The organism is Corynebacterium cystitidis, assembly GCF_900187295.1.
In the GTDB taxonomy this organism is placed as follows: Bacteria; Actinomycetota; Actinomycetes; order Mycobacteriales; family Mycobacteriaceae; genus Corynebacterium; species Corynebacterium cystitidis.
In genome coordinates, this window is sequence record NZ_LT906473.1 from 464,246 (window position 1) to 490,422 (window position 26,177).

Sequence of the window (26,177 nt, forward strand, 5' to 3'; positions counted from 1 at the left end):
GCGATGTGCTGGGAAATCAAGCTAGGATAAGTGGTCATGAGCACCCAGACTGAGCAAGCACGCGCCGCCGAGCGTGACGAGGTCCTGTCCAAGGCAACCGCAGCAAAACAGGTCGCACCGACGCTGGCCACCCTGCCCACCAGCGCCAAAGATGCCTTGCTGCGCGACGCGGCCGACAAGCTGATCGCGCGTGCCGACGACATCCTAGAAGCAAACCGCAAAGATATAGAGGCTGGCCGTGCCAACGCAATGTCGGAGTCTTTGGTGGACCGCCTCGCCCTCGATCAGGGGCGCATCGAAGGCATTGCAGGTGGGCTGCGCCAGGTCGCTGACCTTGAGGATCCAGTTGGTGTGATTGTCCAAGGCGGGGTGATGGCCAACGGCATCCAGATGAAGCAGGTTCGCGTGCCACTGGGTGTGATGGGCATGGTCTATGAAGCCCGCCCAAACGTGACAGTAGATGCGTTTGGGCTGGCGATAAAGTCCGGCAACGTGGCACTGCTGCGTGGCTCGTCGACAGCTGTGCACTCGAACACCAAGCTGGTAGAAATCCTGCAGGAAGTCGCAGCCAGCCACGAGTTGCCGCGCGAGATTGTGCAACTTCTGCCATGCCAGTCCCACGATTCTGTGCAAGACTTAGTAACGGCACGTGGGCTTGTTGACGTAGTGATCCCCCGCGGGTCTGCCCGCCTGATCAACGCTGTAGTGACAGGGGCTACGGTGCCAACCATTGAAACCGGCACCGGAAACTGCCACTTCTACATTGACAAGGACGCAGAGCTGGACTCCGCTATAGAGATGCTGCTCAACGGAAAAACCCGCCGCGTGAGCGTGTGCAATGCCACCGAAACAGTGTTGCTGGATTCCGCGCTTGCCGACGACGCCAAAGCTCAGGTGCTGCGTGCGCTCCAAGACGCCGGCGTGACCGTCCACGGTGAGAAAGACCAGCTGGAAGCTCTCGGTGTTGAGGGCCGCGGTGTTGAGGGAATCGTCCAAGCTGAAGAAGCGGACTGGGCTGACGAGTACCTGTCATTTGATATCGCAGCCGCCATCGTCGATGGAGTAGAAGGTGCCATTGCACACATCGCACAGTGGAGCTCGGGGCATACCGACGCAATTGCTTCGCACAATGCGTACACCCTGCAGAAGTTCGCCAATGAGGTGGATTCCGCAGCTGTGATGCTCAACGCCTCGACCGCTTTCACCGATGGCGAGCAGTACGGGATGGGTGCAGAGATCGGCATTTCCACCCAAAAACTGCACGCCCGTGGCCCCATGGCGCTGCCCGAGCTGACCAGTACCAAGTGGATCCTCGAAGGCACCGGGCACACACGCCCCTAACCGTCCAACCTAACGGCGCAGCAGGCGCCAGCGTCGTTACGCGTGGCCAGCCCGGCGGCGCGGTTGGCGTGAGGTGGATACGCGAGCTTATCGCGTGGTTACATCAACCCCACGACGAATCTTGTCCCACTGGTTTTGCATGAGGAGGGGCCCAACTACCCAAAATCATTGGAGAGAGCTTAAGATGGGGAGCGAAAATCGACTGAATCCGTGCGTTCAGCTCTTTATGGAAGGTCTCTCCGTGCATAACTCTCTTTCCATCCGTAAACGACTGCCCGTCGTTCTAGCGGCAGTAATCACTGCGGTTGTGGGCACCATCGTGCCCATAGCTGTGAATCCACCAGAAGCGGATGCCCAGCACCGCTGCCCAGCCGTTGCTGTAGTAGCCGCCCGTGGTTCCGGCCAGAACTCCCAGGTCTACCGAACTCAGTACTCCTACCAGGCCCCCTGGGTGTCCAATGGCTGGGAGGGTGAAACCATCCGCGCTTTCCTGCGCAAAAGTGAAAACCGCTACGTGGACACCCACGGTGGCAACTCACTGATGAAAGACGTTGAAGTCCTCGGTTTGGAACCGCGCTACTACCCAGCGTTATACCCGGATTACACCGTTCCTGACGTGGCTCAGCCTCAAACTGTCGTCCAGCTCGGCCTGCTTGCAGCCCAGTTGGCTATGCCCGCACTGCAAACCGTAACCCGTGCCGCCAACGAGTTTATCGGTTCTGTCCAGCATGGTCGGACCGGTGTGATGGACATGATCCGCGACTACGAAAACTCCACTGGATGCCGCCCGTCGTACGTATTGGTGGGCTTCTCCCAAGGTGCGATGGTGCTTCACGAACACGAACGTGAGCTGGCTCGACGTGGTCAGCTGGCTGGCGTGCTGTACATGGGAAACCCTATGACCAACCATGCCGACCCATCGACGATGGGTGTCGCTGGCGGTGGTGCCGGTGGCATCCTCGGCAACATGCCCCTGAACTCCCGCACTGCTGCAGCAACGCCGAACCGTGTGAACTACTGCCTGCCACTTGATGGCGTGTGCGATACTTCCCCGCAGGTTCTCCAAGCCTCCCGCTTCAATGGCGGAAACCATGGCCGGTATTTCCTGTGGAACTCCCACTGGGACAACCAAGTGGCTGACTCGTTTGGACACTGGGTCGACCAAGTCCGATACTAAAACAATTTCGCTTCTGCACTACACCAGTTAAGCTACCTACGTAAACCATTCATGCCGGTCGTGGCATCTTCACACCAGCTTCGTGCGAAGATCGCGGCCTGCTCCAACTTCTACTAGAAGTAGGATTTACCCGTGCACAAGATCACCCGTATCACCCTGGCCACCACAACCGCAGCTGCTATGGCTTTCTCCGGTACAACCGTGGCATCCGCCGATAACCGGCCCAACCCGTTTGGCTCGTCGGTGACTACCACCGAGTACAAGACAGACAAGGACGACAAACCAATCCTGGATGACAAGGGTAACCGAATCCCCATCAGGAAGGGCGAACAGACTCATCAGGCGCCACAGTCTATTGCGGACGCGTGGGGCAGCATGCAGCAGCTTGGTGAGTCGTCGAGCAAAGGCTCGTCGAAAAGCGATGCCGATGCCGCATCCAGCCAGGACAGCTCTTCCCAGGTCCCAGCATGGGTGATTCCCGTCGTCGGTGTGCTCAGCGCTGTCGGCCTGTTAGTCGCAGTGCTGAACTACCTGGTTCCAGCGTGGAGCATCAACCTCATCCCGCTGGCCTAAAGGCAACCCGGGGAAAACCCAAGAACAACGCAGCCAATTCAACCGCCGGGGTTTATCCTTTCGGTGCAAGTCCTGCGCCGAGCGCGCGTGACGACGCTACACTGAACTATCATGAGCACACCCGAAGCGAACGGCCAGCTGACAGCCCACTTTTTTCCAGCGCAAGCTCCGGTGGGGTCCCGTCGCATCGGCGTGATGGGGGGCACCTTCGACCCCATCCACCACGGACACCTCGTGGCAGCCAGCGAAGTAGCAGACCGATTCCAGCTCGACGAAGTCATCTTCGTCCCTACCGGTAAGCCGTGGCAAAAAGCAGACCGTACAGTATCGGACTCGGAAGACCGGTATTTAATGACCGTGATCGCCACCGCCTCCAACCCGCGCTTTACCGTATCGCGTGTAGACATCGACCGCCCAGGACCGACCTACACCATCGACACGCTGCGCGATCTTAACCAGATCTACCCCCACGACAACCTGTTTTTCATCACCGGTGCAGACGCTTTGGCCTCAATCTTGTCATGGCGTGACTGGCAGAAAATGTTCGACCTCGCCGAATTCGTTGGTGTCACCCGCCCAGGCTACGAGCTTACTGAAGACATGCTGCCCGACGCACACCAAGAAAAAGTACACCTCATTGACGTGCCCGCTATGGCTATCTCCTCGACTGATTGCCGGCGGCGTTGCGCTACCGGACGCCCCGTGTGGTACCTCGTGCCTGATGGGGTGGTGCAGTTTATTGCCAAGCACCAGCTGTACACCGCTGAGTAGCATCAAACGTGCCTCACGTGGGAGACTAGACTTTAATTACTCAAACCCTGTCAATACCATACGTGAAGGAAAGTACCCATTTGACTGCTACCGAAGAGTCCCGCAACCAGGCGAGCATCGTCGCGAAAGCTGCTAATGAGAAACTGGGCAAGGACATCGCCGTCATCGACGTGAGCGATGTCATGGCCATCAGCGATATTTTCGTCGTCATCACCGGCGATAATGAGCGCCAGGTTCGCGCCATCACCGACGAAGTGGACGAAAAAATGTCCGAGGCAGGCTTCGAGCCGAAACGCCGCGAAGGCAACCGCGAATTTCGCTGGGTGTTGCTCGACTACGGCCAGGTGGTTGTGCACATCCAGCGCACGGCTGAGCGCGAATTTTATGGCCTCGACGGCCTCTACGCGGACTGCCCACGTATCGCGGTTGATGGCGTGGAAACCGCACAAACCCCCGGAAAGTGGGCCGATGAGGTCAACGTGCGCGAGATCGACGACATTGAGGACCTGCCGCTGGCGGGTGCGGAGCCGGAAGACGAGGACGAAGGCTACTACTGATCATGTCCCGACGACTCGTTTTGCTGCGCCACGGCCAGACCGAATACAACGCCACGAAGCGAATGCAGGGCCAGCTAGATACGCACCTGTCCGCCGTCGGAGTCGAACAGGCTCGCGCGGCAGCGCTCCTCGTTAAGGATTTGGATGTGGTGCGCGTCATCTCGTCTGATCTCGTGCGCGCAAAAAACACCGCTGAGATCGTTGCGGCTTCGTTGAACCTTCCGGTGGAAGAAGATGCCCGCCTGCGCGAGACCCATTTGGGCCAGTGGCAGGGATTGACGCATGAGGAAGTGGATCGGGATTTCGTCGGCAAGCGTGCGGCGTGGCGGCATCGGCCGGACTGGGCTCCGCCGGGCGGGGAGTCGCGACTGGAGGTTGCGCTGCGGGTGCGTTCGCTTGTCGACGATGTGATGCACGCATTTGACGGCTGGGAAAATAAAACGGTGCTGCTTGTCGCCCACGGTGGTGCGATAGCTGCGGTGACCTGTCATTTGCTGGGGTTGAAGCCGCACCAATATCCGTTGCTGTCGGGGTTGCAGAACACGAATATTTCGGTGCTGACGGCGCGCCCCAGGTTTAATCCAGAGCAGCCGGCGCTCGATTTCACGCCCGAGACAGTGGCTGATGCGCAGTGGTATTTGGACGCGTGGAACCAAGGAATAGGTGTTTAGATGGCGGTGCGGATTGTCACTGATTCGTCGTCCGGCCTGCCGGAACACATCATTAATGAGCTCGACATCACCGTGATTGATCTGCACGTGATGAGCGATGATGGAGAGCAGTCCACCTCGGGCTTGTCCGCCCTGGAGCTGGCTGCGGCATACGCCCGCCAGTTGGAGCGTGGTGGCGATGACGGGGTGGTGGCGCTGCACCTGTCGAAGGAGTTGTCGGCGACATGGTCCTCGGCCGTGGCTGCCGCCGCTGTGTTTGACGGGGCGGTGCGCGTGGTTGATTCCGGCGAGGTGGGCATGTCGGTTGGCGCTGCGGCGATGGCTGCAGCCACGGTGGCGCGTGAAGGAGCTGACCTCGACGAGTGCGAACGCGTTGCCGAAGACACATTGTCCCGGGCCCGAACCTGGATCTACCTGCACCAGCTGGATGAGCTGCGCAAATCTGGTCGCTTATCGACGACCACCGCCGTCTTATCTGCTGCTTTACTTGCAACGAAGCCGATCATGCATGTGCGCGACGGCAAATTAGAACTAGCAGGCAAAACCCGTACTCAAACTAAAGCGTTTAGGAAATTGGTGGAGCTCGTGCAAGAAAGCGCGGGGGGCCAGCCGGCGTTCGTAGCCGTCCAGCATGCTGATGCAAAAGAAGCAGCTGAACTGCTGGAGGACATGCTGGTGGACGTGTTGCCGGAGCACTCCACGGTGCTGATCACCGAGCTGAATGGCGTGCTACGTGTGCATACCGGGGTGGGCGCGATTGGGTTGTCCGCCGTCGTCGCAGCGCCTGGGCCTGTGGATAAGTCGGCTAAAAAATAGCGTTTGTGGCCGTGTCAACGCGGTTATCCACAGATATTTTTCGGGGCCCAGCGGGCAAGGCGTTCATCGTTTAGCGTCCAAGCCATGGAGACTAAGCAGCGGATCACAGACCGCATCACAGACCGCATCACAGAACTAACCCGCCCCACCGGTGAGGAAGACCTCCTCAACGTCACATACCCGCAGCCACGCTTCGACATCGGCTTAAAGCAGACCATCATCGTAATACTTGTGGCAGTGGTGGGGTTGGCGGGGTGGGTCGTCGTTAAGCCCTCGCCGAGCCCGCCGCCGAAGATGCCTGCCGGTGCCGGCTTAACGCACAGCCCGGTAGAAGATGCCACACAACCCCAGGAGGTGGTGGTTTCGGTGGTAGGTGCTGTCCACAATCCGGGGCTTGTCACATTGAGGGAGGGCGCGCGGGTCGCTGACGCGCTTGAGGCTGCAGGCGTGCAGGGCGAGGCGGACACGCTGGCCCTTAATCTGGCACAGGTGTTGGCGGACGGCCAGCAAATCGTGGTGCCACGGGTGGGTGAAACCCCGCCAGCTCATGCGGTGGGCACAAGCGGAGATGGGGCCGTCTCGCTGAATAATGCCAGCGCTGACGAGCTGATGGAACTACCCGGGGTGGGGGAGGCGACTGCGGCGGCGATCATCGCGCACCGCGAGGAGATCGGCGGGTTCAGCGACATTGCCCAGCTGCTCGATGTCAGCGGGATTGGGCCGGCGAAATTTGCCAAGCTCGAAGGCGAGGTTGTGCTGTGAGGCGCAAGTCCGTGTGCGCCCGCAAGTGGGGTTGCTAGGGGTGTAGTGGTGCGCGAACTTCGATTAGTTCCGGCGGCACTGGTGGCGTGGACAGTCACGCTCGGGCTGCTCATTGGAGTGCCACGGGTGGGGCTGGTGGTTGTGGCCGTTGTGGTGGGTTTCGCGGTGGCGCGCCACGTGGGCCAGGCGATCGTCACAGCTGTTGTCGGCACGTGCGCCTGGGCGGTGACAAGCGCGCGGTTGGCCATGCGCCCGCCGCTTGACGACGAGTTTGTAGCCCAGCTTACTGCCGCGCCGAAGCAGGTGGATTCGGGAAGTTGGCTGCTCACAGTGTGTATCGACGACTACCCCGGTACCGTAGCCGTGTTTACAGACGAGTTGCCAAAACCAGAAGGTGGGGCCAGCGGGGCCATAGTGCACGTGGCTGGCACGTGGTCGGAGTCGGACCGGGTGAGCCTTGCGGGCCACACAATCAGCGGATCGGTAGAGCTTGTGGCCCCACCTACCGGGTTTCAGGGGTGGGCAGCACAGGTGCGCGCGACGTTTGCGGAATCCGTGGCAGCCCACGTGCCGGAGCATTCCCAGGGGCTGATCCCCGGCATGGTACTAGGCGATACCAGCCTGCAATCCGCTGCCGAACAAGACGCGTATATCGCCACCGGCCTGTCACACCTGTCGGCTGTGTCAGGGGCGAACGTGGCGATAGTGACTACAGCAGCCGCGATCGCCGCCCGACTGGTGGGGTTGGGGCTGCGTGGACAGGTGGCGGCCTCGGCTGTGGCTTTAGGCATCTTCGTGGGCCTGGTTGGCGGTGAGCCCTCAGTGCTGCGCGCGGCCATCACTGGGGTGGTGGGGTTAGTGGCGGTGCTGGCGTCGTCGGCAAGCGAACCCATTCATGCGCTGTGCCTGGCCGTCATCGCGCTTGTTTTTCTCGATTCAGACATGGCCGCCAACTACGGATTCGCCCTGTCTGTGGCAGCGACCGCGGGCATCATTGTGCTGCATCCGCTGCTGTATCGCGCGCTGGCACCTACCGGCTGGCCTGATATTGTCGTTCGCGCGCTGGCTGTGGCGATCGCTGCTGACATCGTCACCATGCCGATCATTGCTTTGATGGCCGGCGAAGTATCCCTGGTGTCGGTGGTGGCAAACGTGCTGGTCGCCCCCGCCACGCCGCCCGTGACGGTGCTGGGGCTTGTGGCGGTACTGCTCAGCCTGATCCCAGGCGGCCTGGAGCAGCTCGTCTACCTTGCGATCACGCCGCTAACGTGGTGGATCAACTTCGTCGGTACTCATCTTGCCCAGCTGCCCATCGCCACCGTGGAGGCCACACCGTGGTACACGCTGCTGGGCTACGGGTGGGTCATCGTCGGCTTCCTGCTGCGTCGCCCCCGCGCAACTGTGGCCGTGGCCGTGTGCGCCTACTTCGCAGCCAGCTGGCAGCCGCTGCCACCGGCGATTGACTTGGAGCGCGCCCCCGTCCACGTTGTTGACACCCTGCACGACACAGCGCGCGAGCAGGTTCCGCCCGGCATAGCCGTCATTATTGTGCTTGACGACGAAGGCCCTGCCGCCACCCGGCCCACCGTCACCACCGGGCGTGTTCCCGTGCTCTACCCCAACCGCGATGGGCCCGTCACCGTCCACATCGACGGCACCCAGCATGCCGCTGACGGCCGGTTCTAACGCTAGACTTGCATCCATGGATGCAGCGGTACACCTCGTGCTTGGCGACGACACCTTCCTTCAAGAACGCGCCACCGACGCGATCGTCGACACGCTCCCTCCCACTGTGGAAGTGCAGCGCTACAAAGCTGGCGAAGTCACCGAAGGCGAGCTTTTACAAGCCACCAGCCCGTCCCTGTTCGCTGAGGAACGCGCCGTGGTATTCACCGGCACCGAGCTGGCAGGCAAAGAGCCAACCGAACTGCTGTTACAGGCCGCTGTGAATCCGGCGCCGGGAATGACACTGATCATCAACCACACCGGTGGCGGCCGCAACAAAGCGTACGTAGCCAAGTTCAAAAAGATCGCCGAAGTCCACGAGGCCACCGCACCAAAATACGCCAACCAACTATCGCAGTGGATAACCGCAGAGTTTCGCCGCCACGGGGTCAGGCCCACGCCAGATGTGGTCGGCGCGCTGCAAGAATCGGTGGGCTCAGACCTGCGCGAACTGGCGAGCGCTGTCGACCAGCTGGTCGCAGACGCGGACGGCGATATCACCGTGGCAACCGTGCGCGCCTACTACACCGGGGTGGCCGAAGTGTCTGGATTCGACATCGCTGACGCCGCCGTGGCCGGGAAACTGGGCGTGGCGCTCGGGTCGACGCGCCGGGCACTCCAGTTAGGGATCTCGCCGGTGGCAATCGCCGCGGCACTGGCCAGCAAAGTGGGCGATATCGCCCGGCTCTACCAAACCCGTGGCAACCCCGACCAGCTGGCGAAAACCTTCGGCATGCACCCATTCGTGGTGAAAAAAACCATGCAGGTCGCGCGCAACTGGTCCGGTGAGGCCGTCAGCGACGCCGTCATCCTCGTCGCCGAGCTCGACGCCGAAGTGAAAGGGCAAGGCGGAGATCCCGAATTCGCGGTAGAAAACGCGGTGCGCAGGATCGCTAAACTCGCTGCGTAACGGTGGCTGCGTGATAGCGTTAACACCATGAATAATCCTCAAGACCACGCCGACGTGCCTAACGACGTCCAAGAGTTCGCCGCCCGCCTGTTCAACTATGCGCGTACCGGTGATACCCAACTGATTGACTACATTAACCAAGGCGTCAACGTCGACCTGACCAACCAGGACGGAAACACCTTTATCATGCTCGCCTCCTACTCCGGCCAACGCGAGCTGGTCACGCAGCTCATCAATGCTGGCGCCGACGTGAACAAAACCAATAGTCGTGGCCAGACCCCGCTGGCAGGCGTGATCTTTAAGAAAGAAGAAGCAATTATCGACGACCTGCTCGCCGCCGGCGCCGACCCGCTGGCAGGCCAGCCGAACTCCATTGACACCGCCCGCATGTTCGGGCGAGAGGACTTGGTAGAAAAGTTCACCAAGTGAGCGTGATCAACCCGGCCGATCTTGGGGCCATCATTGTTGTCAACCTAGTAGGTGCGGCCTCACCTGGCCCCGACATCATTTTGATCACCCGCACTGCCACACGGTCGCGTCGTCACGCGCTCGCCACCGTCGCCGGCATCCAAGTCGGGGTACTGATGTGGTGCACGCTCACCGTACTTGGGGCGGCAGCCCTGCTCACCGCGTTTCCGTGGGTGCTGGAATTCATCCAAATCATCGGCGGGGCCTGGCTGATGTACCTCGGCGCAAGCTCCGTCCGCGGCGGATTGATTGAGCGCCACAACCCGCCACGCGACACTTCAGAAGCCGAAGCCCGCCTCGGACGGTTGCGCCATTCCTTTGCCAAGGGCTTAACGACGAACCTCTCCAACCCGAAGATCGTGTTATTCTTGGCGGCGCTTGTGGCACCACTGCTGCCCCCGAACCCGTCGTGGGCAGTGTCCATGATCGTGATTGTGGCGTTGTGGATTCCGTCGATGCTGCTCCAAGCCGGGCTGGCCACGCTCGTGTCCACCCATGCGGTGCGCAACCGCTTGCTGCGCGCCGGGCCATATATCGACATCGCCGCCGGGGTCTTCTTCGTCATCGCAGCGGTAGTACTGGTGTGGCGCGGGGTGGCGGGGCTGCTTAACTAGCCGCGCCCAGGCAGCAGCGCCCGGGCCCGCGTCCGCGTTTACTGTGCCCGGAAGAAATCGACCGACAACTGAGTCGCTGACGGCGATATAAACCACGTGTGGCCGCCACCGTTGACACGCACAACGCGGGTGCCTGCCTTGCACTTTTCCAGCTCGAACACCGTCGTGTCGCCGGTCTCGGTGACGCGGGTGTTCGGCAGCACGCACTGATTCTTGCGCCCCATCGTGGTAGTGACTTGGTCTACAGACAGATACGGCGCGCCGTGGCGCACACCACCCTCGTAGGCCACCACGTCATCAGCGGTGCCGTGGATAATCATGGTGGGTACTACACCTGCTGCGCAGTTGGACACCGTCGGGTTGTAGTAAGCACCCGCCACTCCGGCCACGCCCGCAACCAGATCCGGCGCATGACACCCGAGAGCCAGCGCCATGCCGCCACCATTAGACAGGCCTGTTGCATAAACCTGCTGGCGGTCCACGGTGTGCGAGGCAGCCACGTTGTCCACAACCTCGCGGGTGTACGAGATGTCGTCGAAAAGCGATGTTTGAGCGTACGGTGCACCCGCCCAGGCATTGTTCACGCCTTGCGCATAGACGACGATCGCGTCCCTGGCCACCTGCTCAACCTGGGCGTAATCGCGTGTCCCGCCCGCGGTGTGCTGCCACCCGCCAAACACCAGCACCACCGGGTACGCGGTCGCCGGGTTGTAGTTGTGGGGAACAGACAGGAGGAATTCGCGCCCGCTAGCCAGCGTGCGGGTGGTTGTGGTGTGCCCGGTCGGTGCGGGAAGGAGTTCCGGCAGCATGCTGGATAGGTGCGAGCTTGCCGACGCCGCGTCCGACGACTGTGCGGTAGCAAAAGGGGAGGCGGACAGGCTGAGAGCGGTCATGGCAACTGCGGCGGCAGCGAAAGCTCGAAGTTTCATGCCCCATACTATAAACCGGAAAGAGCCCGCACCCATACGGGCGCAGGCTCTTGAAGTGGAAAATGAGTGGAAGTTAATCCATCTTGTTGACGGCCTTAGCCATCTTGGACTTCTTGTTAGCCGCATTGTTGCGGTGGAAGACACCCTTGGTCACAGCCTTGTCCAGCTTGCGGGACGCGACGCGCAGCTGCGCTTGTGCGTTTTCCTTGTTGCCGGATTCGACAGCCTCGCGGAACTTGCGGATTTCGGTGCGGACTGCGGAACGGATGGACTTGTTGCGCTGACGGCGTTTCTCGTTGGTGAGAACGCGCTTCTTCTGCTGCTTAATATTTGCCATTGCGATACCTCTTGGAAATCGATGTTGAATAAACCAGTCGATCTACCCGCACATGGGACTGCTGACCAGGCACTCACGCGCTACTGCAAACCACACGGTTGCGATGTAGCACTACGCGGACCCAAGGTACGTGACCGCGCTGCCGGATCACCCAGAAAAGCGGGTGTGAACAACACCGCGACTTTAGCAGGCGAGCTTGTCGACACCCAAATCGACGGCCTAATCGACGGCCACGTTAAGGGTGCCACACAGGGCTGGCAACGGGCGGCTGGCAACGGGCTCAGGCCCAGTTGAACATGCTGCGCAAACGATTCGCCACCACGTTGAAGCGACGCTGCGGAAACAAAATGCCGCGGCGGGACACCTCAATCTCAGGCACGATCATCGTTTTGTCGAGGCGGAGCCAACACCGTGCACTGTCGCCGCACCACTCGCCACTGCCGATCTCAAGCCAACTGCTATCGGCAGAATGCTGCGAGTTCGACGAAATTAACAAGCCCAACACTTTATGCTGCTGGCGACCAATGACCAGCATGGAGCGTTCCTGCGGTGGGTGCGAAGGCACTGTCACCCACACAACCTCGCCCGGTTCGGCATGCCCATCGAGGTCAGACGAGTAGTAGATGGAGCGAGCCAGCCGAGCCGTTGGTTCCACACGCAGCGACCGGGCAACACGTGGGCGCGAGGCAGTATTATTACCGCCCAGTCGCTGATTCAGCTTGGCAAGCCCAAGATCCAGATCGTCCGTCTCGGTGGCAGCTTTTCTTTCGCGGGCGCGGCGACGACGCTCTTTTCGGCGCAGAAAGAACCGGGAGGGGGTGCTCTTGCCCGTCGCCTCACTCGCGTCGATGCTTCTCGACTGGCGAAGACGCAGAATGCTCATAAGTATGTGGTCCAGATTTAGTCCCGGTACGGTGGGTTTACATTCACAACTGTAACGTTTAGATCACGCACCCCACAATCAACCAAAAGGAGGACCTCCCTTAACGGGGGTAATAGGGGGCGGGCGGTCGTCGTTACGCGTGCGCGACCAGCGTTTCGTGCACAGGTGACACCACAGGGTAGAGTCTGATTTTATGGCTAGGAAATCGGGAAACTTCGCCCAGTCAACGTTCACGGATCCCGCCCGGATCCGAAATTTCTGCATCATTGCGCACATCGACCACGGGAAATCCACCCTGGCTGACCGCATCCTGCAGCTGTCCAACGTAGTGGAAGCACGCGACATGCGCGACCAATACCTGGACAACATGGACATTGAGCGCGAACGTGGCATCACCATCAAGGCGCAAAACGTGCGCCTGCCATGGGTGCCACACACCGGTGACCACGCCGGCGAAGAAATCGTGCTGCAGATGATCGATACCCCCGGCCACGTCGACTTCTCCTACGAGGTCTCCCGCGCGCTCGAGGCATGTGAGGGCGCGATTTTGCTTGTCGACGCAGCCCAGGGCATCGAGGCGCAAACACTGGCGAACCTGTATATGGCGATTGATAAGGGCCTGGAGATCATCCCGGTGCTCAACAAGATTGACCTGCCGGCGGCCGACCCGGAGAAATACGCCTTTGAGATCGCCAATATCATCGGCTGCGAGCCGGAAGACGTCCTGCGGGTGTCAGGCAAAACCGGTGAAGGTGTGGAAAAGCTGCTGGACGTGGTGGTGGACATGGTGCCCGCGCCGGATAACCCCAACGGTGCCGACGCGCCCGCCCGCGCCATGATTTTCGACTCCGTCTACGACACCTACCGCGGCGTGGTCACCTATATCCGCATGGTCGACGGCACCCTGAAAAAGGGCCAGAAACTACGCATGATGAACACCGGCACCACCCTTGAACTGCTGGAAATTGGTGTGGTCTCGCCCACCGCCACCCCGGTGGCTGGCCTGGGCCCCGGCGAGGTGGGCTACCTGATCACCGGCGTGAAAGACGTGCGCGAAACCAAAGTCGGCGACACCGTCACCAGCGACTCCAAAGGCGCGGAAGAGCCACTGCAGGGCTACGAGGACGTCAAACCCATGGTGTACTCCGGGCTGTTCCCCGTCAGCCAGGAAGACTTCCCGGCGTTGCGCGAGTCTTTGGAAAAGCTGCAGCTTAACGACGCATCGCTGACCTGGGAGCCAGAAACGTCAGTCGCGCTAGGTTTCGGTTTCCGCTGCGGCTTTTTGGGCCTGTTGCACATGGAGATCACCCGCGACCGCCTCGAGCGCGAATTCGACCTGGACCTGATCTCTACCGCGCCGAGTGTGACCTACCGGGTTGTGGCCGAAGACGGCACCGAACAGTACGTGCACAATCCCAGCGACTGGCCGGAGGGCAAACTGCAGTCCGTGTACGAGCCGATTGTGAACATGACGATCATCGTGCCTGCCGAGTTTGTCGGGCCAACCATGGAGCTGTGCCAGAAAAAGCGGGGCCAGATGAAAAACATGGACTACCTGTCTGAAGACCGCGTTGAGCTGCGCTACATCATGCCACTAGGTGAGATCATCTTTGATTTCTTCGACATGCTGAAATCGCGTACCAAAGGCTACGCATCGCTGAACTATGAGGAAGCCGGAGAGCAAGAAGCGAACCTGGTGAAGGTGGACATCCTGCTGCAGGGTGAGCCGGTAGACGCGTTCTCCGCAATCGTGCACCGCGACAACGCCCAGTGGTACGGCAACAAAATGACCACAAAGCTCAAAGAGCTCATCCCGCGCCAACAATTCGAAGTGCCGGTGCAGGCAGCGATCGGCTCCAAGATTATTGCGCGTGAAAACATCCGCGCGCTGCGCAAGGACGTGCTCTCCAAGTGCTACGGCGGCGATATTTCACGCAAGCGCAAACTGCTGGAGAAGCAGAAGGCCGGTAAGAAACGCATGAAATCCATCGGCTCAGTCACCGTGCCACAAGAAGCGTTCGTGGCAGCGCTGTCCACCGACGAGGAGTAGCGGAGGCGCGTCGCTTAGCGCGGGTTTTGCCAGGCCACAATGACGTGGCTGCGCAGCCGCCACGTCACCGTGAACACCGTCATGGCATAGACCAAGGCGGTGGCCAGGTAGAGGGCGTTGAGTTCCAGCAACAAGTAGCAGAACCCACCGACAAGCGCCCCAGCCCCCAAGGCTGACGCGATCAAGAAGTGCTGCAACCAGGCCGCGTGAGATCCACCAAAAAGCGTATCGACAAGCCGCTGGCCCATCTTGACAAGTGTGCCCGTCATGTAGGTCAGCGCCAAAGAAACCTCACCGCGGCGCTCAAAGATGCTGTTCATCGAACCAATCCCGAGCGACGCAAACCCCACCGCCACATGCGGCCACCCCGCCGCCAGAAACACGCACGCCACGGTGAACAGCAACGCCATATTCACCACCACGGCATTTTTCACAAACACGCGAGGTATTCGTCGTGAAGCGAGCCGGCGAACCAACGCGCCTTCCATCACACCCAACAAAAACAGGACCACACACGTGGCCGCGAGCTGAACCGTCGCCCAATCTCCCGTCACCGCAGATGCCGCGATGCGGGTGACGTTGCCGGACATGAAGGACAAAAACACGCCGCCGAGGAACATGAAGGCAAGCGCATCGACAAAACCGGCGACAAAGGCGAAACCGGTCCCCGCCATGAGTTGGCGCGGGCTATGACTGACAGCAGACATGCCCGCAGTATAGGCCACGGCCTGGGAAAACTCAGGGAGGGTGCAGGTAATCTAGAAGCAGCCGCCGCGCCGAAACTGTTCAGCTTCAGCACGAACTCCGTTAACGCCCGCTGCCTCTCGAGCGCCTCGCTAAAAGACTCCTGCTCTTCCGGCTCGAAAAAGCGTCCACCTCCATCACTGCCCGGTACATGTCAGCTCCCGTCGTTGACGCACGCGTGCCGACGATCCCTGTCGTAGTCGCCCCCACCGCCAGGTAGACCGGTGTGCCCGCGGGAATGCCCAGCTTGTGAGTAGTGGTGCCGCCAAGCAAGCCCTGTGAGATCTGGGGCAGCGCACTGGGCTCGATACCAGTAGCCGCTACGACCTCGGGGTGCACCTGCCACCGGCGAAGCGTTACTCGTCGCTGATTGCTCGTTGCCCGTCCACTCCTCCCACCGCGGTAGCGGATTAAGTTCTGCATCTGGCCGGTCAGCGTCACCGCATCGTAAGGCCCCGGTAAATCCTTGGTCACAGCGGCTACGGCGCGCAACCATTCGTTCGGGTCTTGTTCCACCACGCCGCCGTCAGCTGTCACGGTGGGGTAGGGGGCGCTCGTCGTTAAGCGCGACGAACCGCTAACCAGCGCAGCTTTCGCGCTGACCCCTGACGCGCCGAAGAACCCGACTCCGCCCGGCCCAAGTGGAGCAGATGCCAACACGTTCGATGCCCCCGCCGGCAAGTTGGCGGTGTCGGGCGCCACAACCCCGACAGCAAAGAGCTGGTACCCCGCGCTAGTTTGCGGCGGCGGTCACCGTCATCACGATGGTCGCTGTCTCACCGCCGGGCAGCAACACTCCCTCCGCGTTGTCGCCCAGCAGCGCAGGCTCGACGCAGACGAACTTGTCCCATTCACCTTCGCCGAGGTCGTCGATGCGTGCGCCGGCTTCTGCGCCGGGATTCCACAACACCGTCGAGTCGGTACCCTCAGCAGAAATGGTGAGCCTGCGGTTGGCATCGCGCACCGTGACCTGAGGCGCTGCTAGGGCGATCCTGTCCGTCAGGCCCGAGAAGGTGAAGTCGCCGCGGTGCACCGCCTTGTCGTGGTCCACACGGTCCCACACATTGACCCCGTCGATACCATCGACCACCACATCCTCTACAGCGCTGACCGCGAAGTAAGGGTGGAACGCCAGCTGAATCTCACGCACGGTGTCCCCCGTGTTGGTACACGACAGTTCAAAACGCCAACCGTCGGCGTTTGCTTCGTCGCCAACAGGGGTGGCGGAGAAGCGGAGGGCCAAGTGGTCGTCGTTAAGCGTGCCCGTGGTGCCGTCCATCTCCCACACGCTGGACCGCGCCCAGCCGTGCTGCTTCTCGCCGAGGAATTTGGCGAACCACGGCGCGATGATCGGCAGGCCGCCGCGCACAGGTGCACTGCCGTCGAGGGCGGTGGCGGACGAGACGAAAAAGAGATCGCCGGTGGAAGTAGGGGCGGACAAGACATGGGCACCAAAATCGAGGATTCTCATGCCCCCAGCTTAACGCTTCCGCAACCTACTGGGGGTTAAGATGCGGGCCACGCAGTCGCCGCTAATCCAGAGGGGGAAGTTCATCGCTGGCGGTGGGATACGACGGCTGCGCCCCCGTCCGCGTCACCGCAAAAGCCGACACGCGTGCCGCGAACCGGGCCGCCTCCACTAAAGTGTCACCCTCCACCAGCCGGTGGCACAGGGCACCGGTGTACGCGTCGCCAGCGCCGACGGTATCCACGGTGTCTTCGGGTGGCACGTGCGCGGCGGGGATCGTCGTCAAGCCCTCAGAGGTGGCCACCAGCGAACCAGCCTTGCCCAGCGTGAGCACCACCGAGGCAAAACCACACTCCAGCAGTGCACGCGCGATAGCCTCCGGCGACGCCGCCGTCGCATCAGCGCCACCACCGAACTGCGCCAAGATTAAGCCCGCCTCGTGCTCGTTGGCCACCAGCGGGTCAGCCTTGAGCAACGCGGCATGATCGACCTCAATCACCGGCGCCAAATTCACCACCACACGCCCCCGCGCCAGCTCTACGGCCTTGGCAAACCCGCTGGCGGGGATCTCGCCTTGAAGCAGCACGATCTCAGCACCACCAATCAGCTCAGCATGCCCGGCCACCAGCGCAGAATCCACCCGCGCATTCGCCCCAGGCGCCACAATGATCGTGTTCTCCCCATCAGCCGCCACCGTGATCACGGCCAGGCCGGTTACTTCGTCGACACGCGCAATGGTGCTCGTGGTCACGCACTCGCGCAGGATGCTGGTGGCAGGCCCGGCATACGCGTCATCGCCGACCGCGCCGACCAACGCAACGTCCGCACCCAATCGTGCCGCCGCCACCGCCTGATTCGCCCCCTTCCCACCCGGCGTGACCTCGCCGCCCCGGCCCAACAGTGTCTCGCCGGGCTGCGGGTGGCGTTCCACCTGCACCGTCAAATCCGCATTAATAGAACCCACGACTACGATCTTGTGCGATAACTTCTGCATGCTTTAAGTCTAACCGCTACGGTGAGGACCATGATCGCCGAATGGATCGCCGCCGAGTTCGCCGCCGGCCGCACCGACCTGCAAACCCTGCTGGACACCTCCCCGCACCCGCGCCCGGCTCTGCGCGCGGTGGCCGAGGATTGCGGCTTTCAGCTCGTCGACGGGCAGGTCTCGCTTAACGACGACCACACCGGCGCAACGTGGTTCGTGGAGGGAGTTGAATTGGTGTTCTATCCCGGCGCGCGCACACGTGCTGTGGAGCACGCTTCTGAGCCAGCCGCACAGCGATGAGCAGGCGACTCTTCGCGGCGCTCGCCGTGCCAGACCACGTCCGCGAACACCTCGTTACCACCCTGCGCCCCATCCGCGAACGCGACGGTGGCGTGCTGCGCTTCACCGACCCCGATAACTGGCATATCACCTGCGCTTTCTATGGTGACACTGCCGAGGACCCGGAGAGGTTGCTCGGCCACCTCGCTGCTGCAGCCACCGGGGCCGCCGGGCGTGCAGGCGGTTCGCTCGACTTGTACTTGTCGGGTGCCGGCTCGTTTTCCTCGCGCACGTTGTGGATTGGTGTTGGCGGGGCCACGAAAAGGTTGCGGGCGCTGATGGCTGGCTGCGTGCTGGAGGATTTCTCCGCTGGGCGCGCCGGCAGAACGTCGGGCGAACAGCAGCGGCCCCGGCAGCGCGCGCACCTCACCGTCGCCCGCGCACACAACCGCCTGCAAGATCCATGGTTGCTTGGTGACCTCACCCACGCGCTCAGCGTGTATCGCGGGCCCCAGTGGCGCGCTACCTCCGTGGGCTTGTATGAGTCGTTTTTGGGTGAGGGTCGTTCCGGCGGGCCGCGCTACGAACTCATCGGCGAAGTAGAACTCTAAAACCGCATCCGCGCGGGCCTCGTGGCCTTGCGTGCCGCGCAGCGGTGAGCACTTACGACGAGTCGCAAGCGCAAATATCTGCGTGACCGAGGCTCCGCAATCTAGAGGCTTGCCGCAGGCACGGCGATTAACTGTCGGTTACTTCTTCAACGAACTGAAGTTGATTGCCTTCTGGGTCTTCGGCGATGGCAAGGCGGATGAAACCGTAGTCTTGTAATTCGCCTGTTGCGATGCCGTTGTCTTCGCAGAGTTTCAGCTGGGCATCCAGATCGGTGGTGCCGATAATAGCGATGGACTTGCCTGCTCTTTCTGCGTCTTCAGTCACCTGAAGCCATGAGCCTTCCGCGATTTTCCATTCAGCGGTGGTGGGCTCTGGGTCCACAGCGGCGGGGCCGAAGAGCTTTTCGTACCAGGCACGGGTTGCAGACAGGTCCTTGACGACGGTGACAGCGTAAACACTATCGAGGTAGCGGGTTTTGTCGGTCATCGACGTTGTTCTCCAAGAATTGGTTTGAGTGTTGTGGGTGTTTTGAGTGTTTAAAGTGTGCGAGAAAGCCAAGTGATTGAGCACGACCGTATTAATTCATTTTTCTTTCTTAACCCTTCCGCAACAAGCCCAGCGTAACGCGAGGCTACACCTGGCGCACCTGCTGCGGCGATCGTTCGCTCTGCCGTCGGCCACCGGACGCTAGCGTTTTGCTGCCAGTGTGATTAAGGTAAGAGGCGTGTCGACGGGCACTTCAGCAAAACGGGGCAGTCACATGCTCCAACATGTGACTACCCCTTTGACCTAGGAGTCAATCCAGGTGATTGCCTTGTGGACTAGATCCACAAGGAGTTTGGATATAACTCCGGCCAGGACCCGCCCCGCGAATGCGCTCGCTGGGTGGGTCTTCTTACGTTCGTGCTTGTCACGACGTGCGTGATCTGCGCGATCGGAAGAGTCTGACATGTCGGTCCTCCTCTCTCTTGTTGTCGGTTGGTGGCATTCCTGCGCGCAGGAATGGTCAACCGCACTTGTGTGCAGTTGACCTTTGTTTTTCAACAAAAACACTGCACTCAAGAGCAGAAAAGACACGTCCCCCGTCAGTGAAGTGGTCTCCCACCCCTAGGAGACGCGCACCGCCTAGTGTAGCGAACCCCCTGAAACTCACAGCCGCTTTCCCGCATTATCGCGCCAACGCCAGTGGGGCAACGCCAACTGGTACTCGACCTTGCGGGGAGTACAGATGATGTTGGTCAGACGCGTCCGATTGGCGTGTTATGATTCTCTAAAAGAAACAGTGCAGCCTGACCAGCAAGCCGATGAAACGCTCCATGCCAAACACCGATTCCAGCTAACATCCAAAAACTCATGCCAAACTACCCCAACCCGTCGTACTAACGGGATCCAACTCGGATTCGAGTTCCTGGAAGGCTGGGGTTTGTCTGGTGTTTCGGTTTGTGGGCCGGGACTCTCGGCTCGGCCGGCGCCGGGCTGTTAGGCCACGGCGGGCGCCAGTATCTTCTCTACTGGGGAGGATCTGGCCAGCGGGTGTTGGTTGAGCGCGAGCTTCCCGCCGGGCAGTATTCTGTACGGTCTGCCACGGATGTTACGGTACCGCTGCTTCGCCCCGGCTTTGCCGTTGTGATAAGAACACAGCAGACTTTCGTTAGACAGGAGGCTGAGTCCGCCGCGCGAGTACGGCACGTTGTGGTTGATCTCGCAGTAGGCTGCGGGCACCGAGCAGTCCATCCCGGCACACGTGGTTTGGGTGGCTTCCAGCAGGCAGCGGTCCTTGTAGGTGCCGTGCCGGGCGGTGGCCTTGTCAACGGCCGCCGCAGGGACCGGTTTCTCTCCGTGTGTCGCGCGGCGGCGGTGTTCGTCGTTAAGCTCCTTGCGGGTGTTGACAATACAGCGCCCTGTGCCGATCGTGATCGCCCCATGCATGGGGGTCACGCCAATGAATTCGGCGATCGGGTCAAGCTTTTTGCGCACCAAGTCCATACCGGTCATGACGGCGCCGCTGGTGGTTTGAACGAGCACGTCGGCGCCTTCGCCGCTCAGGATGCGTTCGATGTCCTCGAGCGCGACTAGCACTTTGATGCGGTATGTGGGCGCGCTGGTGCCGGAAAAGAACGTATCGACGAGCGCTTGCGCCATCGTGGTGTCATGTTCTGCGGCAACAGCGCGGGCGGTAGCTTCAATCTCGCGGATGGAGGCGGAGTCCGCACACAAGGTCAGCGTGGATTTCGTGGTGCCTTCGTGGTGGGTGACCTTGACGGAGGTCTCCCGTTTCCGCTTGGGCTTATCGACGTTTAACGCCGCCAACTTTTCTTTGGCGTGTGCCCGAAAGTCGTGGTGGTTGCCGTTGAAGCGTGTGAGGTCATGGCGTAACGCCCAGGATTTCGACTTGTCGTAGAGCTTGTCGACGAACCCCTCGATGGCCTCCAACCTGTCGAAACCGAGCCTATTGTTGGTGGCGTGGTCGCGGGCACCGCGCTGGCGGCGGTGGGATTTGGTGGGGCCGTAGTAGATGTTGTGGAGTCTGACGATGCGGTCGAGGTGGGTTGGTTCTGCGCCAGCGTCGATCAGCTCGCGGGGTGCGAGTTCGGCGGCGTCGGCAAGCATGGTCATGGCTGCCGAGCCGGACGCGATCAAGTACTGGCGAAGGTTCATGGCCCACACATTAGGGTCGCGGCAGCCAGCTGCGCCAGGGGTGGGCGAGAAATGTCCGAAATCTGTGGAAAACAACATTTTTATCCACAGAAAACGGCACCGAATATCCTTTCGGTTGCGGGCCGCGCGCGGTGCTGTATGATAACGCGCCCGCGGAGCTGGCCGGGCTGGCCGGGCTAGCTGGGGACGGCGGCAAGCAGGCGGCGGGTGTACTCGTGTTGGGGGTCGGCCCAAATCTCTTCGGTGGCGCCGGCCTCAACGATGCGGCCCTCGTGGATCACGGCCAGCGTGGGGCACACCGCGCGCACCACTGCAAGATCGTGGGAGACGAAGACAAGGGTGAGGCCATCGTCGTCGACAAGCGAGTCCAGCAGGCCCAACACCTGGGCGCGGACGGTGACATCAAGGGCGGAGACGGGCTCATCGGCAAGCAGGATATCAGGCCGGGGCGCAGCTGCTCGTGCGATGGAGATGCGTTGGCGTTGGCCGCCGGAAAATTCGTGCGGAAAACGCTCGGCCACCCCAGGCAGGCCAACCTGCTCAAGGACTTCGGCCACACGCTCACCGCGGCTGGCGCACGCCTCAGCAATGGAGCGGCCCACCCGCAGCCGCGGGTTCAGCGAGCCTGCGGGGTCTTGAAACACCATCTGCAACCGCCCGTCCACGCGCACGGTGCCAGAGTCAGGCTGATCCAGCCCGGCGATCAGCCGCAGCAGCGACGTCTTACCGGAGCCTGACCCGCCGACCAGGCCCAACCGTTGGCCGCGGCGCACGGTCAGGGTCACATCATCGACAGCTAGAGTACCCCCGCGGTGCAGGCTTACCCCGGCAAGCTGGATCACTGGTTCGCCGAGTGGACGGGCAACCGCAGGTGGTCCGGGGCGCGAGGCGGCGAGCAGGGCCTGAGCGTAGTCGGACTCAGGTGCCACAACACGGCCGCGCTGCATGATCAGCACGCGCTCGGTCATGCGGCGCACAACGGCCAAGTCATGGGAAATAAACAGCAGCGCCATGCCTCGTTCAGCCACCAGCCGATCAATCAGATCCAGTACCTGGGCCTGGGTGGTGGAATCAAGCGCGGTGGTGGGTTCGTCGCAGATCAGCACATCAGGCTCCCCGGCGAGCGCCTTGGCGATCAGCACTCGCTGGCGTTGCCCGCCGGACAGTTCGTGGGGGTAGGCGTCGGCACGGGTGATCCCCACGTCGGCCAGTAGCTCGTCGGCACGCGCGGCGTCTCGCGAGACTTGTTTGCCCACCGGCATCAGCGGGTCAAGCGCTGTCATGGGTTCTTGGAAGATCATGGCGATCCGCCGCCCGCGCACGCCGCGTTTGGTGCGTTCGCGTGCGGTGAGCATATTGTGCTTATCGACGAGCACTTCGCCGCTCGCTTCCACAGTTTGGGGTACTAGGCCCATGAGTGCTAACGCTGTCATGGATTTGCCGGAGCCGGATTCACCGATGATACCAAGGCGCTGGCCGGGGGCAAGCGTAAAGGAGAGATCGTCGATTAGTGTGGTACTGCCTGCGGTGATGGTGAGGTTGTTAACGCTGATCATTTATTCCTCTCCCCTTCGGGCTCGAGCTTGCGAGAGCCCGCTTGTGAGAGCCCGCGTGCGAGAGCCCGTCGGCAAGCAGGTTGAAGCCCAGCACGGTCAGTGCGATGGCAACCCCGGGCACGATCGCCAGGTGCGGGGCGGAGGACAAAAAACCTTGGGAGGATTGCAGCATGCGGCCCCAGCTGGCGTAGGGCGCGGGCGTGCCCAGGCCCAGAAATGACAGGCCGGCCTCCGCCAGGATGGCCAAAGCAAACGCGACGGACATCTGCACAATGATCACCCCTGAAATATTGGGCAGGATGTGCCGCCACGCGAGGACCGGGCTGGATACTCCGGAGATGCGGGCAGCAAGGATATAGTCCTGTGTCATCACACGCAGGGTGCCGGCCCGGGCCACGCGCGCGAACCCGGGGATGCCGGCAATCCCGATGGCCAGCATCACAATGCCGGTGGACGCCCCGAATACCGCGGTGAACACGATGGCCAGAAGCAGCGCGGGGAAAGCAAGTAGGAGATCAGCGCCGCGCATGATCAGGCGCTGCGCCCACCCGCCGCGCTGGCCTGCCATCATGCCCAGTGGCACGCCGATCAGCGCGGAGATCGCCACCGCCACCACCCCCACGGCCAGCGTGATTTGGGCACCTTCCATGATGCGGGAGAGGATATCGCGGCCAAACTGGTCGGTTCCCAACCAGTGGGTGGCGCTCGGGCTGGCGAGTCGGTCGTCGACAAGCGCACGCGTGGGGTCATAGGGGGTCCACACCAGCGAGACCGCAGCCATCACAACGACGAGGGCGACAATGCCCGCCCCGATCCAACCGGTAGTTTTCATGCGACTCTCCTGACGCGGGGGTCGATAACGCGGTACAGCAGGTCCACCACGAAGTTGACCGTCAGGGTGAACACGACCAGCAACATCATCACAGTCTGCACGGTGGTCAGGTCACGGTTGGCGACCGAGTCAATCAGCATGGAGCCCAGCCCCGGGATCACAAAGACACGCTCGATCACCACCGCGCCCACGATCAGGCTGGTCAGCTGCAGCCCCGTCACAGTCAGCACGGGTAGTGCCGCGTTACGCAGGGCGTGGCGGTAGAGCACGTCGCTTATCGACGCACCACTGGCCCGAGCTGTGCGGATATAGTCCTTGTGCAACTCTTCGATGATGGCGCTGCGCACATAGCGGGTCAGGATTGCGGCCTGAACCAGCGATAACGCGATCACGGGGAGGATCAGGTGGGACACAAACGCGCCGAAATTTTGGTTGGGTGGGGTCCAGCCGTTAGCGGGCAGCCAGTTCAGGCGCACCGCGAAAACCGCGACTAAAAGTATGCCCACCAGGAAACTCGGCACCGCAATACCCAGCTGGGTGCCTGCGGAGACCACGGTGGCATCAGGGTGGCCGTCGCGCCGGGCTAAGTAGATGCCGGTGGGGATGGCACCAAGTAGGGAGAGCACCATGGCTGCCACGCACAGAATCAGGGAGACTTGGGCGCGGTCGAGCACTAGGGTGGTGATGTTTTGTTGGCTGGCCAGCGAGATGCCGAAGTTGCCGGTGAGAAGCCCGCCGACCCAGTCGAGGTATTGGGTGATCAGGGGGCGGTCGGTGCCGAGGCGGGAGGAAAGCTCCGCGACTGACTCGTCGGTGGCGGTGATTCCGAGTGCGATGCGGGCTGGGTCGCCCGGGATTGCGCGCAGGAGCACGAAGATGATCACGCTGGCCAGAAACAGCATGATGGCAAACCGCACAACAAGGCGCATAACTTTCATGGGCGATTCACCCCCGCCAGCGGTAGCGCGTCGGTGATCACATCTGCTTTAATGCCTGTGACCCCTGGCGCGGTGAGCACAATATTGGGGCTGTTGGCCAGCGTTAACGCGCCTGCGTCGGCCATGATCTGGTCCACGGCTGCCTCCATGTGAGTGATCTGGGTTGTAGTGTCTCCTTGGTCGGCGAGCTTAAGGTATTTGCGCACGTTGGCTGAATCGTAGCCCAGGTAGTAGTCCGGGTTGCCGAATAATGTGGGGATGTCGCGTGGTTCCACATGCGCGATGATGGAAGCTTGGTAGTTCTGCTGATTCATCACCTGGCCGAGCCACACCGCCGGAAATTCAACGGTTTCGAGGCTTACGCGGAAACCAACCTCGGTCAGCTGCGAGTAGATCAGCTCGGCGGCTTTCTGCGCGTACGGCAGGCTGGGTACTGAGATGGTTACTTCTGGTGTGCGGCCGGCCAAGAGCTCGTCGGCACGCGCGGGATCAAACGGGTAGTAGTCGTGGCCGGTGAACCACGGGTCGGATGGTGGCACGGGCGCGCCGCCGGTGTTGGTGCCCATGCCTTCGTAGACCACGTGGTTGAGGGCGTCGCGGTCGATGGCGTAGGCGGCGGCCTGTCGCACGGTGGGGTCGTCGAACGGGGCGAGGTTATTGTTCATGGAGAAGATCACCTCGCCGTTGGTGGAGCCGACTTGCACGCCGTATTCGTCTGGCAAGGAATCCAGTAGCTCCGGGGCTTGGAGTGCCCACACCACGTCTACGTCGCCGGCGCGTAAAGCGTTGACGCTGGCCACCGAGTCGGCGAAGTAGCGGATGGCGGCGTCGTGATGCGCAGGTGTAGACCAGTAGTCGTCGCGGGCGGAAAAAACGATGGACTCGCCCACGTTGAAACGGTCCACCGTGTAGGGCCCGGTGCCGATCGGATCCGTGGCTAAGGTGTCGATGCCCGCAGGCGTCATCATCGCCCCCGTCAGTGTTCCCATCGACCATAACCACCGGTTTGATGGGGCACTCAGCGTGACCACTAGAGTGTGCTTATCGACGACATTTACCGACGCAACCGGGTCCATGTGCGCCTTCAAACCATTGGTCCACTCGTTTTTCACATAGTTAATGGAAAACGCGGCTGTTTCAGCAGTGAACTCGTCACCATTGGAAAACTGCACCCCGTGGCGCAGATGGAAGGTGTAGCGCAGGCCATCGTCGTCACGCTCGACGCGTTCGGCGAGGTGGGGGACGGGTTGGCCGTGCTCGTCGATACGCACCAGCGTTTCATAGACGTTAGACATCAGTGCTTGTGGAATTGCGGCTCCACCTGTGGTGGTGAAATCCAGGCTGGCGGGGGCGCCGGATGTGCCGACGACCACTCCCGCACCCGCGACACGTCCCACCTGTGTGGCCGTGGAACCAGCAGAGCATGACGCTAGCATACCGGCGGCGGTCAACGCTGCGGCAACGCGAGGAACGGTGCGGGCGGAGCTGCGGGCGACCCTGTTCATTGCCATGGCTGAACAC

29 protein-coding genes are annotated in these 26,177 nt (G+C 61.6%); 15 read left to right on the plus strand and 14 right to left on the minus strand.

From position 1 onward, the window contains the following. Positions 1-36: 36 nt before the first annotated feature. The 12 genes from CKV99_RS02160 to CKV99_RS02215 all read left to right on the plus strand — a co-directional run bounded on the left by CKV99_RS02160 (position 37) and on the right by CKV99_RS02215 (position 10,385). The gene (locus tag CKV99_RS02160) at positions 37-1,341 is read left to right on the plus strand and encodes a glutamate-5-semialdehyde dehydrogenase (RefSeq protein ID WP_092257769.1); all 1,305 of its coding nucleotides are present in this window, start codon (positions 37-39) and stop codon (positions 1,339-1,341) included. A gap of 241 nt (positions 1,342-1,582) precedes the next feature. Further along, complete coding sequence (locus CKV99_RS02165) at positions 1,583-2,518, plus strand: hypothetical protein (protein ID WP_231910141.1); 936 nt, start codon at positions 1,583-1,585, stop codon at positions 2,516-2,518. Positions 2,519-2,650: 132 nt separating this feature from the next. Then, positions 2,651-3,091, plus strand: coding sequence for a hypothetical protein (locus CKV99_RS02170; protein WP_092257772.1), 441 nt, complete (start codon positions 2,651-2,653; stop codon positions 3,089-3,091). Positions 3,092-3,286: 195 nt separating this feature from the next. Then, a complete protein-coding gene (gene nadD / locus CKV99_RS02175) occupies positions 3,287-3,862 on the plus strand; it encodes a nicotinate-nucleotide adenylyltransferase (protein WP_231910215.1) in 576 nt (191 codons plus the stop codon). 80 nt (positions 3,863-3,942) lie between these two features. Next, entirely contained in the window at positions 3,943-4,419 is a 477-nt protein-coding gene (gene rsfS, locus CKV99_RS02180; RefSeq protein ID WP_092257775.1) for a ribosome silencing factor, read from the plus strand. 2 nt (positions 4,420-4,421) lie between these two features. Beyond that, complete coding sequence (locus CKV99_RS02185; protein WP_092257798.1) at positions 4,422-5,090, plus strand: histidine phosphatase family protein; 669 nt, start codon at positions 4,422-4,424, stop codon at positions 5,088-5,090. After that, positions 5,091-5,906, plus strand: a complete 816-nt coding sequence (locus CKV99_RS02190) for a DegV family protein (RefSeq protein WP_092257801.1) — start codon at positions 5,091-5,093, stop codon at positions 5,904-5,906. A gap of 84 nt (positions 5,907-5,990) precedes the next feature. Next, positions 5,991-6,668, plus strand: coding sequence for a ComEA family DNA-binding protein (locus CKV99_RS02195; RefSeq protein ID WP_092257804.1), 678 nt, complete (start codon positions 5,991-5,993; stop codon positions 6,666-6,668). A 45-nt stretch (positions 6,669-6,713) separates the two neighbouring features. Continuing rightward, positions 6,714-8,354, plus strand: coding sequence for a ComEC/Rec2 family competence protein (locus CKV99_RS02200; protein ID WP_331712842.1), 1,641 nt, complete (start codon positions 6,714-6,716; stop codon positions 8,352-8,354). A 16-nt stretch (positions 8,355-8,370) separates the two neighbouring features. After that, a complete protein-coding gene (holA, locus tag CKV99_RS02205; protein WP_092257805.1) occupies positions 8,371-9,303 on the plus strand; it encodes a DNA polymerase III subunit delta in 933 nt (310 codons plus the stop codon). Between the two features lie 27 nt (positions 9,304-9,330). After that, positions 9,331-9,732: an ankyrin repeat domain-containing protein gene (locus tag CKV99_RS02210; RefSeq protein ID WP_092257807.1), complete on the plus strand. Its 402-nt coding sequence runs from the start codon at positions 9,331-9,333 to the stop codon at positions 9,730-9,732. A 5-nt stretch (positions 9,733-9,737) separates the two neighbouring features. Further along, a complete protein-coding gene (locus CKV99_RS02215) occupies positions 9,738-10,385 on the plus strand; it encodes a LysE family translocator (RefSeq protein ID WP_092257925.1) in 648 nt (215 codons plus the stop codon). A gap of 38 nt (positions 10,386-10,423) precedes the next feature. Here the strand turns inward: CKV99_RS02215 and CKV99_RS02220 are convergent, their stop codons facing one another. The 3 genes from CKV99_RS02220 to CKV99_RS02235 all read right to left on the minus strand — a co-directional run bounded on the left by CKV99_RS02220 (position 10,424) and on the right by CKV99_RS02235 (position 12,534). Continuing rightward, entirely contained in the window at positions 10,424-11,314 is an 891-nt protein-coding gene (locus CKV99_RS02220) for an alpha/beta hydrolase family esterase (RefSeq protein ID WP_231910142.1), read from the minus strand. Between the two features lie 73 nt (positions 11,315-11,387). Then, a complete protein-coding gene (gene rpsT, locus CKV99_RS02225; RefSeq protein ID WP_092257809.1) occupies positions 11,388-11,651 on the minus strand; it encodes a 30S ribosomal protein S20 in 264 nt (87 codons plus the stop codon). Between the two features lie 280 nt (positions 11,652-11,931). Continuing rightward, positions 11,932-12,534 (minus strand): hypothetical protein, encoded by a 603-nt coding sequence (locus CKV99_RS02235; protein WP_231910143.1) that lies wholly within the window; start codon positions 12,532-12,534, stop codon positions 11,932-11,934. 193 nt (positions 12,535-12,727) lie between these two features. Between CKV99_RS02235 and lepA the strand changes: the two genes are divergently transcribed. Next, positions 12,728-14,584, plus strand: a complete 1,857-nt coding sequence (lepA, locus tag CKV99_RS02240) for a translation elongation factor 4 (RefSeq protein ID WP_092257815.1) — start codon at positions 12,728-12,730, stop codon at positions 14,582-14,584. A gap of 14 nt (positions 14,585-14,598) precedes the next feature. Here the strand turns inward: lepA and CKV99_RS02245 are convergent, their stop codons facing one another. From CKV99_RS02245 to CKV99_RS02260, 4 genes are all read right to left on the minus strand, one after another. Beyond that, positions 14,599-15,291, minus strand: a complete 693-nt coding sequence (locus CKV99_RS02245) for a YoaK family protein (protein ID WP_143063416.1) — start codon at positions 15,289-15,291, stop codon at positions 14,599-14,601. Between the two features lie 100 nt (positions 15,292-15,391). Further along, positions 15,392-16,030, minus strand: coding sequence for a hypothetical protein (locus CKV99_RS02250; RefSeq protein ID WP_092257822.1), 639 nt, complete (start codon positions 16,028-16,030; stop codon positions 15,392-15,394). 31 nt (positions 16,031-16,061) lie between these two features. Then, entirely contained in the window at positions 16,062-16,799 is a 738-nt protein-coding gene (locus tag CKV99_RS02255) for an aldose epimerase family protein (RefSeq protein WP_092257825.1), read from the minus strand. A gap of 61 nt (positions 16,800-16,860) precedes the next feature. Next, the gene (locus CKV99_RS02260; protein WP_092257828.1) at positions 16,861-17,790 is read right to left on the minus strand and encodes a ribokinase; all 930 of its coding nucleotides are present in this window, start codon (positions 17,788-17,790) and stop codon (positions 16,861-16,863) included. A gap of 21 nt (positions 17,791-17,811) precedes the next feature. On the opposite strand from CKV99_RS02260, the gene CKV99_RS02265 reads away from it, so the two are divergent. Both CKV99_RS02265 and thpR read left to right on the plus strand, forming a co-directional pair. Then, positions 17,812-18,081: a hypothetical protein gene (locus CKV99_RS02265; protein ID WP_143063417.1), complete on the plus strand. Its 270-nt coding sequence runs from the start codon at positions 17,812-17,814 to the stop codon at positions 18,079-18,081. Beyond that, positions 18,078-18,671 carry an RNA 2',3'-cyclic phosphodiesterase gene (thpR, locus tag CKV99_RS02270; RefSeq protein WP_092257834.1) on the plus strand — a complete coding sequence of 198 codons (594 nt, stop codon included), beginning with the start codon at positions 18,078-18,080 and terminating at the stop codon, positions 18,669-18,671. Before CKV99_RS02265 ends, thpR begins: the two co-directional genes overlap by 4 nt. Positions 18,672-18,798: 127 nt before the next feature. On the opposite strand, the gene CKV99_RS02275 is transcribed toward thpR, so the two are convergent. From CKV99_RS02275 to CKV99_RS02300, 7 genes are all read right to left on the minus strand, one after another. Then, entirely contained in the window at positions 18,799-19,158 is a 360-nt protein-coding gene (locus tag CKV99_RS02275; RefSeq protein WP_092257837.1) for a VOC family protein, read from the minus strand. 303 nt (positions 19,159-19,461) lie between these two features. Next, positions 19,462-19,623 (minus strand): hypothetical protein, encoded by a 162-nt coding sequence (locus tag CKV99_RS14205; protein ID WP_157728345.1) that lies wholly within the window; start codon positions 19,621-19,623, stop codon positions 19,462-19,464. Between the two features lie 528 nt (positions 19,624-20,151). Next, positions 20,152-21,330 carry a hypothetical protein gene (locus CKV99_RS02280; RefSeq protein ID WP_143063418.1) on the minus strand — a complete coding sequence of 393 codons (1,179 nt, stop codon included), beginning with the start codon at positions 21,328-21,330 and terminating at the stop codon, positions 20,152-20,154. Positions 21,331-21,506: 176 nt separating this feature from the next. After that, complete coding sequence (locus CKV99_RS02285) at positions 21,507-22,886, minus strand: ATP-binding cassette domain-containing protein (RefSeq protein ID WP_092257843.1); 1,380 nt, start codon at positions 22,884-22,886, stop codon at positions 21,507-21,509. Beyond that, entirely contained in the window at positions 22,873-23,718 is an 846-nt protein-coding gene (locus tag CKV99_RS02290) for an ABC transporter permease (RefSeq protein ID WP_092257846.1), read from the minus strand. Before CKV99_RS02290 ends, CKV99_RS02285 begins: the two co-directional genes overlap by 14 nt. Continuing rightward, positions 23,715-24,656 (minus strand): ABC transporter permease, encoded by a 942-nt coding sequence (locus CKV99_RS02295; protein WP_092257849.1) that lies wholly within the window; start codon positions 24,654-24,656, stop codon positions 23,715-23,717. The genes CKV99_RS02290 and CKV99_RS02295 overlap by 4 nt, the downstream gene beginning before the upstream one ends. Continuing rightward, positions 24,653-26,167, minus strand: coding sequence for an ABC transporter substrate-binding protein (locus tag CKV99_RS02300; RefSeq protein ID WP_092257852.1), 1,515 nt, complete (start codon positions 26,165-26,167; stop codon positions 24,653-24,655). Before CKV99_RS02300 ends, CKV99_RS02295 begins: the two co-directional genes overlap by 4 nt. Between the last annotated feature and the right edge of the window lie 10 nt (positions 26,168-26,177).